The sequence below is a fragment of the Peribacillus sp. NPDC101481 genome (assembly GCF_044767165.1).
Lineage (GTDB): Bacteria > Bacillota > Bacilli > Bacillales > DSM-1321 > Peribacillus.
This window is the reverse complement of record NZ_JBIWNJ010000002.1, coordinates 725221-737503: the sequence shown is the minus strand read 5'-3', so window position 1 is coordinate 737503 and position 12283 is coordinate 725221. Positions and strand designations below refer to the sequence as shown.

The 12283-nt window shown below is 41.4% G+C and carries 15 protein-coding genes and 2 riboswitches; of the genes, 8 read left to right on the top strand and 7 right to left on the bottom strand.

Features of this window, described 5'->3' with window-relative positions; translation table 11 throughout:
- Positions 1-11 precede the first annotated feature (11 nt).
- Positions 12-647, top strand: coding sequence for a Bax inhibitor-1/YccA family protein (locus tag ACIROD_RS13595; RefSeq protein WP_101224033.1), 636 nt, complete (start codon positions 12-14; stop codon positions 645-647).
- Positions 648-848: 201 nt separating this feature from the next.
- Here the strand turns inward: ACIROD_RS13595 and ACIROD_RS13590 are convergent, their stop codons facing one another.
- The 3 genes from ACIROD_RS13590 to ACIROD_RS13580 all read right to left on the bottom strand — a co-directional run bounded on the left by ACIROD_RS13590 (position 849) and on the right by ACIROD_RS13580 (position 2612).
- Positions 849-1391: an acyl-CoA thioesterase gene (locus ACIROD_RS13590; protein WP_101224034.1), complete on the bottom strand. Its 543-nt coding sequence runs from the start codon at positions 1389-1391 to the stop codon at positions 849-851.
- Positions 1392-1521: 130 nt separating this feature from the next.
- Positions 1522-2061, bottom strand: a complete 540-nt coding sequence (locus ACIROD_RS13585) for a M15 family metallopeptidase (protein ID WP_402941549.1) — start codon at positions 2059-2061, stop codon at positions 1522-1524.
- A 68-nt stretch (positions 2062-2129) separates the two neighbouring features.
- Positions 2130-2612, bottom strand: coding sequence for a DinB family protein (locus tag ACIROD_RS13580; RefSeq protein ID WP_402941546.1), 483 nt, complete (start codon positions 2610-2612; stop codon positions 2130-2132).
- 204 nt (positions 2613-2816) lie between these two features.
- Here ACIROD_RS13580 and ACIROD_RS13575 point away from each other — a divergent pair, with 204 nt between their 5' ends.
- Entirely contained in the window at positions 2817-4634 is a 1818-nt protein-coding gene (locus tag ACIROD_RS13575; protein ID WP_402941544.1) for an ABC transporter ATP-binding protein, read from the top strand.
- Between the two features lie 42 nt (positions 4635-4676).
- Here the strand turns inward: ACIROD_RS13575 and ACIROD_RS13570 are convergent, their stop codons facing one another.
- Positions 4677-5378, bottom strand: a complete 702-nt coding sequence (locus tag ACIROD_RS13570) for a DUF459 domain-containing protein (RefSeq protein ID WP_157831080.1) — start codon at positions 5376-5378, stop codon at positions 4677-4679.
- Positions 5379-5599: 221 nt separating this feature from the next.
- On the opposite strand from ACIROD_RS13570, the gene ACIROD_RS13565 reads away from it, so the two are divergent.
- Positions 5600-6106, top strand: coding sequence for a GNAT family N-acetyltransferase (locus ACIROD_RS13565; RefSeq protein ID WP_402941541.1), 507 nt, complete (start codon positions 5600-5602; stop codon positions 6104-6106).
- A 68-nt stretch (positions 6107-6174) separates the two neighbouring features.
- Here ACIROD_RS13565 and ACIROD_RS13560 read toward each other — a convergent pair whose 3' ends face one another.
- Together ACIROD_RS13560 and ACIROD_RS13555 are read right to left on the bottom strand one after the other, a co-directional pair.
- On the bottom strand, positions 6175-6369 hold the full coding sequence (locus tag ACIROD_RS13560; protein WP_402941538.1) for a Spo0E family sporulation regulatory protein-aspartic acid phosphatase: 195 nt from the start codon (positions 6367-6369) through the stop codon (positions 6175-6177).
- A gap of 253 nt (positions 6370-6622) precedes the next feature.
- Complete coding sequence (locus tag ACIROD_RS13555) at positions 6623-6811, bottom strand: Fur-regulated basic protein FbpA (RefSeq protein WP_034314291.1); 189 nt, start codon at positions 6809-6811, stop codon at positions 6623-6625.
- Between the two features lie 175 nt (positions 6812-6986).
- Positions 6987-7091, bottom strand: a riboswitch (SAM riboswitch).
- A gap of 157 nt (positions 7092-7248) precedes the next feature.
- Positions 7249-7354, top strand: a riboswitch (TPP riboswitch).
- Positions 7355-7443: 89 nt separating this feature from the next.
- On the opposite strand from ACIROD_RS13555, the gene tenA reads away from it, so the two are divergent.
- From tenA to thiE, 5 genes are read left to right on the top strand one after another with little or no spacing between them, the layout of a single operon-like run.
- A complete protein-coding gene (tenA, locus tag ACIROD_RS13550) occupies positions 7444-8133 on the top strand; it encodes a thiaminase II (RefSeq protein ID WP_260356979.1) in 690 nt (229 codons plus the stop codon).
- Positions 8134-8148: 15 nt separating this feature from the next.
- Positions 8149-8670, top strand: coding sequence for an energy coupling factor transporter S component ThiW (thiW, locus tag ACIROD_RS13545; RefSeq protein ID WP_402942921.1), 522 nt, complete (start codon positions 8149-8151; stop codon positions 8668-8670).
- Positions 8639-9445, top strand: a complete 807-nt coding sequence (thiD, locus tag ACIROD_RS13540) for a bifunctional hydroxymethylpyrimidine kinase/phosphomethylpyrimidine kinase (RefSeq protein WP_402941536.1) — start codon at positions 8639-8641, stop codon at positions 9443-9445. The genes thiW and thiD overlap by 32 nt, the downstream gene beginning before the upstream one ends.
- Complete coding sequence (gene thiM / locus ACIROD_RS13535) at positions 9442-10257, top strand: hydroxyethylthiazole kinase (protein ID WP_402941533.1); 816 nt, start codon at positions 9442-9444, stop codon at positions 10255-10257. Before thiD ends, thiM begins: the two co-directional genes overlap by 4 nt.
- Positions 10238-10870: a thiamine phosphate synthase gene (gene thiE, locus ACIROD_RS13530; protein WP_230177651.1), complete on the top strand. Its 633-nt coding sequence runs from the start codon at positions 10238-10240 to the stop codon at positions 10868-10870. Before thiM ends, thiE begins: the two co-directional genes overlap by 20 nt.
- A 39-nt stretch (positions 10871-10909) precedes the next feature.
- On the opposite strand, the gene ACIROD_RS13525 is transcribed toward thiE, so the two are convergent.
- Entirely contained in the window at positions 10910-12115 is a 1206-nt protein-coding gene (locus ACIROD_RS13525) for an MFS transporter (protein WP_101224043.1), read from the bottom strand.
- Positions 12116-12283 lie beyond the last annotated feature (168 nt).

Here is a 12283-nt window from a genome sequence, read left to right as displayed (position 1 = left end):
GAGGTGATTGAATGTATTCACAAACTGTACAAACTTATATGCCGTCCGTCATGCGGACGTTCGCTTTATCACTTGCCGTTTCCGTTTTAGGGATGGCTCTCGGCACTCTTGTACCGCCATCGTTGTTTCTTCCGTTAGCGATACTTGAGATCGCCATGTTGATTGGAGCATTCATATTGCGGAGGAAAAAAGCCATCGGCTACACATTTTTGTATAGTTTCACGTTGATTTCTGGAATTACGACCTATCCGATCATCGCACACTACCTAGCTGCTGCAGGGGCAAATGTGGTGATCCTGGCAGGTGTTACGACGACAGTCGTATTTGGAGGGCTGGCGATTTATGCCACAACCACCAAAAGGGACCTTTCTTTCTTGGGAGGAATGTTATTTGCTGCCTTGCTAGCTTTAGTTGTCATTAGCATTTTCAACATCTTCTCTCCATTAAGCTCTACAGCCATGCTGGTCTTTTCCTTTATCGGGATTTTAGTTTTCAGTGGTTATATTTTATATGATTTCAATCGTATGAAGCATTACGGGGTAACAGCCGAAGAAGTACCGCTCATGGCCTTGAATCTATATCTTGATTTCATTAACCTATTCATTAACATCTTGCGCTTCTTTGGTATTTTAGCAAGCGATGACTAAAGTGCTAATAGTATAAATCCTAACAAGATAACATAAGAAAGACGCTTGGACTTATCCAAGCGTCTTTTCACATTTCTTTCCCATACGGTTAAGCTGTAAGATGGTAGTAGTGATTTCCCCAAAACTCCTGGCAATGAATAAAATACCAAATCATGAATTTGGTCTCAATCATTAATAAGAACGGCAGAAGGGATGCGTATCTTATTTATATAATCCTGGATTTGATTGATCGGTCCATGGCAGTTTCACACCGAAAGTGCTTGCAATGAACTGTGTATCTTCCCTTCGTTTTTTCCTAATTTGGGCCCGTTGTTTTGCTGATTCATTTAAATTCATTTCCATCTCTGTTTCAGGAACCAAACGCGGAACCGGAATTGGTTTACCTTCTTCATTAATGGCAACAAATGTCAAGAATGAAATGACACATAAATTCCGGGCTCCTGTAACTAAATCCTCTGCAACCACCTTTACGATGATTTCCATTGATGTTCTGCCAGTATACGTCACGAAGCTTTCAAGGCAAACTGCATTTCCTTCGTGAATAGGGTGCAGGAAATCGACAGAATCAGTTGATGCAGTAACGACGTTGCTTCGAGCATGACGCATGGCTGATATAGCCGCTACATCATCAATGTATGCCATTAATTTGCCTCCGAACATCGTACCAATATTATTTGTATCCGGCGGGAGGACAAGGCTTGTTTTTATGACCAAAGAGTCCCGGCAATTTTTTGTTTCTTCCATGGTGACTGCACTCCTTTATGTCTGATTCTCACTAGTCCACTTTATCGAATTCTTACCTGTAAAGCAATTCACATGCTTATTTTCCTGCTATTAGTCAAAATTATGCGGCTTATAATGAAGCCAACCGCTTTCACTGCCCTTTTGGCTGCTTGCCTTGCTGCAGCTCACGCAGGCTTAAGCCAAATGTCATTTGTAAATGCGGATAATCCTTGAACCCTGCCCAATCCCCTCCCCAATCGAAACCTAACCCTTTAGCGATGGTTACGACTTCCATCCAATCCGACTTTCCATTATCGTTGCCGTCATAACTCATATCCCAAATGGCCTCGCCTTGTTTGTTAAGGAGGGCAAAATCTATCGCCAAACCGAAATTATGCAGCGATTCGCCACCTCTTGCATTCGTTACGATGTTGCCCGAGTCTGATCTGCCCTTTTCATAGAGTTCATTTTGCTCGGCTAAAGACCGGAACCCCGCCGTAATGATAACCGGGATGCCTTTGTCATTAGCCAATTGAATGAGCTCGTCCTTTTTTTCGGCGACGATCGGATTCAGCTCGTCAGTCAGTTCGATTTCATCCAGATCAGGAGGAAGCATATACTTGAACAAGAGCCCCAGTAACAATCCTAAAAAGCCCAATACCAAAAATGTCCTTACCCAAGTGGCTTTCACTGAAAAATCCTTCCTTTACGAATATCTGTCTGAAAGTGAAAAACTCAACCAAGACGGATGAGTTTCTTCTATAACTTTGCTTTCAATTCTTCAATTTGCAATAAATGCCGTTTTTCATGAAGTCCCACGAACGGGATCCATTGCTTCAAGCTTAAATCTTTAAACAAAGGATGTGGTAATGACTTTTGTTCGAGATCAATTTCCTTTGCATGATCAACGACCTGTTCAAAAGCTTTTCGGGATTCGGACAACTTTTCCTTAACTTCACTCAAAGTTTGGTATGATTCTGACGGAATGACAAATGGCGGCGCCTGGACCTTCACTTCACGATTTAAAGTAAGCTCGATCGGTTTATCCACAGCAGGAATGCTATCGTTGCTTTTCAATTTATCGGATATGCTCTTTGTTATGGCCCTCTCCATTAAATATAAATGATCCAATACCTGGATGATGCTCCATCGTCCAGGTTCAGGATGGGCGTTCAGCTGTTCATCCGATAGTCCGTTGACCGCATTTAAAAGCTCTTCCCTGATTTTTTCATTTTCATTCATTTTTAGCATCTCCTCTTATAAGCCTCGCTAATCTCCTTTAATTATTCCATTTCATATAGGAATGTGTAAAATAATAATACTTTTTGACAGAAACGAACCGATTAAAAGTTGTCTATTTTTTGAAAAGCTCTATCATAGTCATTAAGGTAAAATTCAAATGACTTTCAAAATTCATCATAGATAGTCTAAATAGGAGTGATCGCTATGAGTGGAGGACATATTCCATTCAGCCACAAAGGCCGCAGTTCCATGCATGCAATACCTTCAAAAGGAAGCATATGGTTGATGCTCAAACAAATGTTCAATCGGGTACCATCCAAATGGAAGTTTTGCACTTTGATATTATGTATCATGCTTTTCATTTCATTGCTTGAGTTCTCCATTCCCCAGTTGACGCAGTTTACGATTGATAAAGTCATTCCCGAAAAAAGATATGATTTGTTGATCTGGATTGGCACAGGAATTCTTTGTGCCAGCATCTTATTGGCGTTACTGAACTACTTTAACAGCTATATCGTTTCCAAGGTCGGTCAAAGAGCTATTATGGATATACGGAATAGCATGTATGACCACATTCAAACACTGGATATGAAATTCTTTGACAAAAATCGAACTGGTGACTTAATGTCCCGGTTGACCAATGATGTCAATTTACTGCAGCAGCTCATCTCTTCGAGCATGCTCCAAGTCTTGACGGACACGGTGACTTTCATTGCCGTGGCGGTATATATGCTTTTCATTAACTGGAAGCTGACCATTGTCCTTCTTTTTATATTCCCTTTCATGTTCTATATCACAAGGGTATTCGGGAAACGCATCAGGATGTCATTTAGGTCTGTGCAAAATTCCGCAGGAGATGTCAGCAACCAGTTACAGGATTCCATTTCAGGAATGCGGCTCATTCAATCTTTTACGAATGAAGAATTCGAATCAAGGCGGTTTGCCGAGCGTAATCAGGAAAATATGGCTGCAAACATTAAGTCCGTTCGGCTACGTTCCATGTTCGGTCCGATTATTGATTTATTGAACAATATCGGCCTTGTAGCAGTCATTGTGTTCGGTGCTTGGCAAGTGATGGAAGGTGAATTCACAATAGGATTAATCGTGGCCTTCCTCGCCTATTTGAGGTTGCTGCAGAGTCCCGTTCGCAATTTTAGCCGTGTCATCAGCATTGTCCAGCAATCAGCCGCCGCCTTTGAGCGGATAACTGAAATATTGGAAACACAACCTGAAATAAGTGACAAGGGAAATGCCATTGAACTCCCTTCCATAAAAAAGCAAATTGAATTTCAAAGTGTTAATTTTTCTTATGATGAGAATGTTCCTGTGCTCAGCAGTTTAAACCTGACCATGAAAGCTGGTCAAGTAACCGCTCTGGTCGGCTCCTCTGGTGCAGGAAAATCGACCATCACGAGCCTTTTGATCCGATTTTATGATCCGCAAGATGGAACAATCAAAATGGATGGCCATGATATCAAAAATGTATCACTGAAATCATTAAGGGGACAAATGGGAGTTGTCTCCCAGGATATCATTTTATTCAACGGTTCCATCCGTGATAACATCATGTATGGAAAACTTGATGCTACAGATGATGAAATCATCGAATCCGCCAAAGCGGCAAATGCGCATGACTTTATCAGTGCCTTTCCTGATGGTTATGATTCTCAAATTGGAGAGCGCGGAGTCAAGCTTTCAGGCGGACAAAAACAGCGCATTGCCATTGCCAGGGCACTTTTGAAAAATCCGCAAATCATCATTCTCGATGAAGCAACGGCGGCCTTGGATACAGAATCCGAGCAATTGATACAGGAAGCTTTGTCACGTTTATTGATAAACCGGACTTCAATTGTGATTGCACATCGTTTATCGACCATTCATGATGCCGATCAAATAATCGTTCTGGAAAAAGGGCAGGTTCATGAAAAAGGAACACATGAACAGTTATTGCAAAACAATGGCAGATACAAGCAGCTCCATGACTTGCAGTTCCCTCAACTAAAAGCCATATTAAATTCCTAGAAAGCAAGAATGCACAGAATGCCTTTCTGTGCATTCTTGCTTTCATTTGAAATCATAACTTTCCAAAACCCGATTCGCAATGAGCTGATACCCTTTTTCATTCGGATGTAACTTATCACTGAAATACTCTGATTTCTTTTTATCTTCAAAAAGATCATTCGTAGGAATGAATAACATCCTATTGTCTTTATCCGCTATTCCCTTTATTGACTGGTTATAATCGCGAATATGCTTTTCAAGTTTTTGATTTCCTTTAATTGGGTTATATAGTCCCACTACCAAAATATCAGCTTTATCGTTTGCCTTTATGAGTGTTGACGTAATCTTTTTCAGATGGCTGATATACTCCCGTTTACCCTCATTGATTTTTCGATCACTTATTTTCTCCAAGTCCCCGCCGTTACTATTGATCAAGTCATTCGTTCCGATATAAACGATGAAAGTATCGGCTTCATCAAGTTTCGTTTTAATGCGGTAATCATCAAGCTGTTTCATCACCCCATCCGTTTCCTGCCCTTTTATACCGTAATTCCAAAAACTCACTTTTTGTTCCGATTCCGGGTTATTCAATTCATCCTCCAGGCCTTCTATATATCCTTCTCCGTCCTTATCCCCTTTTCCATAGGTTAACGAATCTCCAAAAGCCATCACCCTTTGCACATCTTCCGACTCCGAGGCCTGAAATTCATATGCAACAAAACATATAACCAGTACTATAATCAAAAAAACTGACAATTTTTTCATTTGGTTCTCCTCTGCCTTTTTACTAGAAGTATTTAATCCTTTACATACCCAAAAAATCTGCAGACTTAACATAAAAAAGGAATTGTCAGATAAAGAGTAAAAAGTGTATGATAATAAAAAACTTTCAATGGATTGGGTGTCAATTCACCGTCCCTTAAACAAAAAAACGGGATTACCCTTCATTCTGGAGATTGAATAAATGATAGTTAGGAGATTACATCATGGAAGAGCACATAGAGTTTAGAGAGGCAGAACTATCTGATTTACCTAGAATTGTTGAAATATATAATTCGACAATTGCTTCAAGAATGGTCACGGCAGATACGGAGCCTGTATCCGTCCAATCGAGGGTTAAATGGTTTGAGGAACATCATTCAGAAAGTAGACCGCTATATATCATTACTATAGAAGGGAAAACTGCTGGATGGATAAGCTTTCAATCCTTCTATGGCCGACCGGCATATAATTCCACTGCCGAAATCAGCATTTATATTGATGATTATTTCCGGGGAAAAGGAATCGGACAAATTTCGATTCAAAAGGCAATTGAATTGAGTCCAAAATTAGGTATTAAGACTATATTGGGTTTCATTTTCGCCCACAATATACCTAGCCTTAAGCTTTTTTCCAAATTCGGGTTTGAAGAATGGGCACATTTACCTCAAGTTGCCGAGCTGGATGGCATTGAGCGGGATTTGATCATTCTTGGTAAACGTGTCGATATTTAATATAATTTTTTAGAGCTATTGCCTTGAGCAGTAGCTTTTTCAAATTAATACAGGTCGAATTGGCTAATTTAAAAATACCGATATGCGTTTTGGAGGGAAAAATATTCTGACTCACTTTTACTTGCTAACGCATTTAATAGCGTATCCAATTCTTGACTGGCCTGAACAGTAAGCAGACTTGTTAAGCCGTAACTTGCTGCCAATTTGATCATTTCCTGTCTCTTTTCTTCTACCCTTTCTATAGTTACTTTACGGCAAGGCATTATATGCCACCTCCCATTTATTCAATTTTTTTACACTTTCATCATAATTAAACTACTAGTTAAAATCAACTATTTTACAGAAATAAAATGTGTTATTTTATAGGTCAAATGTGACAAAACACCTACTTTATTCTTTAATTATGTATATTTTATGTCATTTTCTATTAAACGCAAAAAAGCATCCACTAGTGTATACTGTGAATGCTTACATCATATCCCTTATCCAAGAGCCCAAAATATAGTCCATCGCTTACTATGTCATCCATTCAGAAGGTGACTCGTTATTAGGTCTATTTATAACAATCTTATATTCATCTTCAAGCACTTTTAATGGGGCATCATAAAGGTGCCTTTCATCAGAGGTTTTGTATACTCCATTGGCCAATAGCTCTTCAATGAGCTTTGCCTTCCTCTGTTCAATCCTCTTAAATAATTCTGCCATGTAAATGGCTCCTTTCCTAGTCATCCTAGAGCCTGCTTCTAGTTAGCTAACTTTATCAACTTGTTTGATTTTCACCAAATTATATATACCTTTTCTATTATGTCACTAAACGTTATTTCCCAAAAATAAAAGCCCCTTCTAATTCAAGAAGAGGCTGACTGTGTCCGTACGGCTCTTCTTATCTTCCAAGCATATGCTTGTTGGATTTAGCACAGTTCCCAAAATGGGTCCGCTGCCGAGGTTTCTTTGGGCCAAGTCCCTCCACCTCTCTGGATAAGAATTCGATATATAAATGATGTAGAAATGATTCTACCCTAATAATTATCAAAAGTCAATTACCTGGTTCTCCCTTTTTTCCTGGACATTACATGCTCCCTCTTCAAATACGGGTTGCATTTTCTTGTCTTTCTGATATGATGTCAGTAATTACATACAATTCACACCACTAGGGGAGTCTTTTTTAAGACTGAGATGGAAATAGTTTCCGGACCCTTTGAACCTGAACCGGCTCATACCGGCGGAGGGAAGTGGATGATATCGTCCATTTACAGACTATATCCATCTACCCCGTTCCGTATTCAGGAACGGGGTTTTTCATTATCTATGGGAACCATTCTAAAGGAGGATGAACAATGGAGAATATTAAAACAGAAACATTCAGTGATAGACTTCATGCACGGGCAAAAGAGATTTGGAAAAGGAATCATTCACATCCCTTTGTCCAGGCAATTGGAAATGGTACGCTTCCTGAAAAGAAATTTGCCTATTACATGAAGCAGGACTATATCTATCTCATGGATTATTCCAAGCTCTTTGCTTTAGGTGTCATCAAAGCCCATAACATCGAAACCATGGCAAAGTTTGCGAGTATTTTAAATGAAACCCTTCAAGTGGAAATGGATATCCATCGGCAGTATGCTTCCGAATTCGGGATCAGTTCCAAGGAATTGGAAGAAACAGAACCTACTCCCACCACTCTAGCCTATACAGGTTACATGCTAAATGCAGCTCAGCATGGGACATTGGCAGACTTGATCGCCTGTCTCCTGCCCTGCGCTTGGGATTACTATGAAATCGGTTTGCTATTAAAAGAACAAAATGGAGCAGCATTGGAAAACAATCGCTACGCAGATTGGATAAGGTCCTATTCATCACCTGAATTCGGGGAAGCACACAAGTGGCTGATCGCATTGTTGGAAGAATTGACGGAAGGCATGCCAGAAAAAGAACTTCTTAGATTAGAAAAGCACTTTTTGGTTACTTCCCGATATGAATATTTATTCTGGGATATGGTTCAAAATGAGCAGGATTGGCCGCTGTAGGTCGCAGACATGATGATGAATCCTATCAAGAAACTGACGTTGACTGCCATGATAACGGCTATAACGACACTGACCAGTTCATTTATTTTCATCCCTGCAGGATTTGCAAAGGTCTTTCCTATTCAGCATCTGGCAAATGTCCTCACGGCCGTTCTATTGGGGCCTGCTTATGCTGTGACACAAGCTTTCCTAGTTTCCATCATTAGAAACATTTCTGGTACCGGTTCAATATTCGCCTTTCCCGGGAGCATGATCGGTGCACTTTTGGCTGCCATCCTTTATCGAAAAACACAAAGCTTAAAATTCGCTTGTTTAGGTGAAGTGATCGGGACCGGCATTCTCGGTTCCATGGCCTGTTATCCACTTGCCATCCTCCTATTAGGAGAAAAAGCTGCTCTTTTTGGTTTTTTACCGGCTTTTATGCTCAGTTCATTCGCAGGTGCGATTCTAGCTTTCATATTACTTAAAATACTTTTAAAAAATAATTATATGAAGGGGTTTTTTTATGAAAACAGCATTAACCATCGCCGGCTCTGATTCAGGAGGCGGTGCTGGAATACAAGCGGATTTAAAAACATTTTCTGCACATGGGGTCTTTGGAATGTCTGCCATAACAGCAGTAACCGCACAAAATACAATGGAAGTCCGTTCAGTACAGCCAATTGAAACAGCTATCATATCGGACCAAATTGCAGCTATATTTGAAGATATTCCTGTCGATGCAGTAAAAATAGGCATGCTTGGATCAAAAGAAATCGTGGAAACAGTCGCTGCGTCCCTTAAAACCTTCATGCCTGCCATCGTTATCCTTGACCCTGTCATGATTTCCAAAAGCGGCCACCATTTGCTCGACGAAAAGGCTGTCTCCGCCTTAAAAATGGACTTACTTCCATTTGCAACACTTGTAACACCAAATGTACCGGAAGCGGAAGTGCTTACTGGCATGTCGATTCGGACGAAACAAGATTTCTACAAGGCATGCATTTCAATACAAGAAATGGGTCCCAAAGCCGTTTTACTTAAAGGGGGCCATGCAGCGGGAAATCCAAATGATCTTTATTATGATGGGACTGACTTCCACTGGATCAAGGGAGAGCGCATACATACAAAAAACACTCATGGTACGGGCTGTACCCTATCATCCGCCATTACATCAAACCTGGCAAATGGACTGCCCTTGCAAGAGTCGATCGAACAGGCCAAGACTTATATTTCTGAAGCGATACGCAATAGTTTTTCAATCGGTAAAGGTCATGGTCCTGTCCATCATTTTCATTCATATTCAAAAAAAGAACGGAGTGACTTAATATGAAGGTTTCCGCAGCCGATTTATTCGTGAAGGTAAAAGAAAGAAAACCACTCGTTCACCAAATCACCAACTTTGTTACGGTCAACGACTGTGCAAATGCCACCCTTGCCATCGGTGGTTCACCAGTGATGACATCGAGCCCAAGAGAAGTGGCGGATATGGTCAAATTAGCGGATGCATTGGTCCTGAATTTCGGTACGATCGATGATAAAGCCTTGGAAGCAATGGAGATTGCCGGTAAGACGGCAAATGACCTGGATATCCCGGTCATTTTGGACCCGGTGGGAGTTGGTGCCACCGCCTATCGATCAGAGCAAGTTAAAGAGCTCCTAAGTAAGGTTACTTTCCACATCATTCGCGGCAATGCAAGTGAGATCCTTTCATTGATGGGTGGGGATACCGTTACTCGCGGGGTGGATTCGGAGGAGCTTGCGGTCAGCAATGCAGAGCTGGCTGCTCGAGCCGCAAATAAATTGAATTGCATCGTCGTGGTCAGCGGAGCGAAGGATGCGGTCAGCGATGGAAAACGTACGTCCATCATCGATAACGGGAACCTGCTATTAACTAATGTTACAGGTACCGGTTGTATGTCCACTGCTCTTATCGGCACTTTTTCCGGAGTCACCGATGATTTCTATTCTGCGGCGATTGCCGGTATCTCAACCATGAGCATTTCAGGAGAACTAGCTGCCAAAAACCTTCAAGAGGATGAAGGAACAGGAACGTTTCGTGTGCGATTAATCGATGCAATATCAAGAATGGATAAGGAAATCTGGATGCATGAGGTGAAAATAAATGAAGAAATCCCAAATTGATTTAAGCCTGTATTTGGTTACGGAAGAGTCCCTGGCAATAGAAGAATTGACCAAAATCATTGCAGAATCGGTTTCAGGAGGAGTCTCGATCGTTCAGCTTAGAGAGAAAAATAATTCCTCCCTCTCCTTTTATAATAAAGCTTCTGCATTAAAACAGTTATTGAACGAGCTGTCCATTCCCCTTATCATCAATGACCGGGTGGATATAGCACTTGCTGTTGCAGCGGATGGAATTCATATTGGGCAAGATGACCTTCCACTGCCTGCCGTCAAAAAAATGGTTCCTGAAGATATGATTGTCGGTGTATCTGTTTCCAATCTTGAAGAGGCTCTAGAAGCCGAACGAAATGGAGCAGATTATATCGGAGTCGGTTCCGTTTTCCCTACAAAGACCAAACAAGATGCAACCTTAATGGCAATTGGGGATCTGGAGGAAATTTGCCGCAGCGTATCAATTCCCGCCGTAGCCATCGGGGGTATCACGGCCGATAACATTTCCTCCCTTTCTGCTAGCGGGCTGTCAGGTACCGCAGTCGTATCAGCCATCATGAATGCAGAAAGTCCTAAGACTGCCTCCGAATCCCTTTTAAAAATCATAAAGGACTTTAAATAACAAAAGGATGGGGACTGAATACAGCCCCCATCCTTTTGTTTATGTCAAAACGGTATTCTTTGTTTCCTTCCCAAAAGCTACGGCAACTGCCCCCACTAAAATAGCAATTGTGAAAATGGTGAAAATCGATGAAATCGGGGTGCCGGCAGCAACTAAATACCCTACAAGCAACGGCCCCAGGACACCGCCGATCCTGCCGATCCCTGCGGCTAAACCAGCACCTGTACCACGAACTGCTGTGGGATACTGCTCAGGAGTATACGCATAAAGCGCACCCCATGCCCCTAGGTTGAAGAAAGATAGGAACATTCCGGAAACTATCAGCAGTGCCAGCCCCTCTGCAGACCCAAAGAAAAAAGCACTGACTGCCGTTCCAATTAAGTATGTAATCAAAACGAATTTACGTCCAAACTTCTCTATCAGCCATGCAGCTGAAAAATAGCCCGGAAGCTGTGCAAGCGTCATGATCAATACATATTCAAAGCTTTGGATCATGCTGAATCCTTTTAGGACCATCACACTTGGCAGCCATAAAAACATCCCATAATAAGAAAAGACCACGCAAAACCATAGAACCCACAACACAAGGGTCTGACGGGAGTATTCCTTTTTCCAGACACTTTTCATATTGCTTAATACAGATGGTCTCTGCTTTTTTTCAAGTTCCGTATACTTCGGTGAATCCGGCAGTTTCAAGCGCAGATACAGCGCATATAAAGCGGGTACGGCGCTCAATAACAATGCAACCCTCCAACCATAAGCCGGTATGATGAAATAAGATATGAGAGCTGCCAAAATCCAGCCAACCGCCCAAAAACTTTCAAGAAGGACGACGACCCTTCCCCTTTTACTCGCTTCAACACTTTCAGAGACCAACGTCGAGGCAACCGGAAGTTCCCCTCCAAGTCCCATTCCAATCAAAAATCGCAATATCAAGAACAAGCTGAGTGTACTGACTGCTGCAGACAGGCCACTTGCGATTGAAAACAATAATAATGTAATGATAAAGACATTCTTCCGTCCGACCCTGTCGGCCATCGCACCAAAGAATACGGCTCCAACAGCCATTCCTATGGAGTTTATGCTCCCAATCCAGCCAACCTGCTCACTGGTTAAGTTCCAGTCCTGTCTTAAAGCTACTATAATGAAAGAAAGCATACCGACATCAAGTGCATCGAACATCCATCCAAGACCCGCAACACCAAGTAACTTACGCTGCGATATCATTTTCGCATCATTTCCCATATATTCCTCCTGAAGAACTTTAGACCTTCTTGTTATTTTATCCTTATTCATTTTAACTATTAACTTTCATTTTTGCTATAGTAAATACACATGTCATGACAAAAAAATACTTTTTTTAAAATGATGAAGAAACCTTGGATATTCTGTCGAATGTTATAGATTGAATAT

Bases quoted from the DNA above. Each gene is read 5' to 3' on its own strand.
- tenA (WP_260356979.1), top strand. From the start codon at position 7,444: ATGGAGAATATTAAAACAGAAACATTCAGTGATAGACTTCATGCACGG.
- ACIROD_RS13560 (WP_402941538.1), bottom strand. From the start codon at position 6,369: ATGCCTTGCCGTAAAGTAACTATAGAAAGGGTAGAAGAAAAGAGACAG.
- ACIROD_RS13525 (WP_101224043.1), bottom strand. From the start codon at position 12,115: ATGGGAAATGATGCGAAAATGATATCGCAGCGTAAGTTACTTGGTGTT.
- ACIROD_RS13590 (WP_101224034.1), bottom strand. From the start codon at position 1,391: ATGGAAGAAACAAAAAATTGCCGGGACTCTTTGGTCATAAAAACAAGC.
- thiW (WP_402942921.1), top strand. From the start codon at position 8,149: ATGAATCCTATCAAGAAACTGACGTTGACTGCCATGATAACGGCTATA.
- ACIROD_RS13565 (WP_402941541.1), top strand. From the start codon at position 5,600: ATGGAAGAGCACATAGAGTTTAGAGAGGCAGAACTATCTGATTTACCT.
- thiD (WP_402941536.1), top strand. From the start codon at position 8,639: ATGAAAACAGCATTAACCATCGCCGGCTCTGATTCAGGAGGCGGTGCT.
- thiE (WP_230177651.1), top strand. From the start codon at position 10,238: ATGAAGAAATCCCAAATTGATTTAAGCCTGTATTTGGTTACGGAAGAG.
- ACIROD_RS13555 (WP_034314291.1), bottom strand. From the start codon at position 6,811: ATGGCAGAATTATTTAAGAGGATTGAACAGAGGAAGGCAAAGCTCATT.
- ACIROD_RS13595 (WP_101224033.1), top strand. From the start codon at position 12: ATGTATTCACAAACTGTACAAACTTATATGCCGTCCGTCATGCGGACG.
- thiM (WP_402941533.1), top strand. From the start codon at position 9,442: ATGAAGGTTTCCGCAGCCGATTTATTCGTGAAGGTAAAAGAAAGAAAA.
- ACIROD_RS13570 (WP_157831080.1), bottom strand. From the start codon at position 5,378: ATGAAAAAATTGTCAGTTTTTTTGATTATAGTACTGGTTATATGTTTT.
- ACIROD_RS13580 (WP_402941546.1), bottom strand. From the start codon at position 2,612: ATGAATGAAAATGAAAAAATCAGGGAAGAGCTTTTAAATGCGGTCAAC.
- ACIROD_RS13575 (WP_402941544.1), top strand. From the start codon at position 2,817: ATGAGTGGAGGACATATTCCATTCAGCCACAAAGGCCGCAGTTCCATG.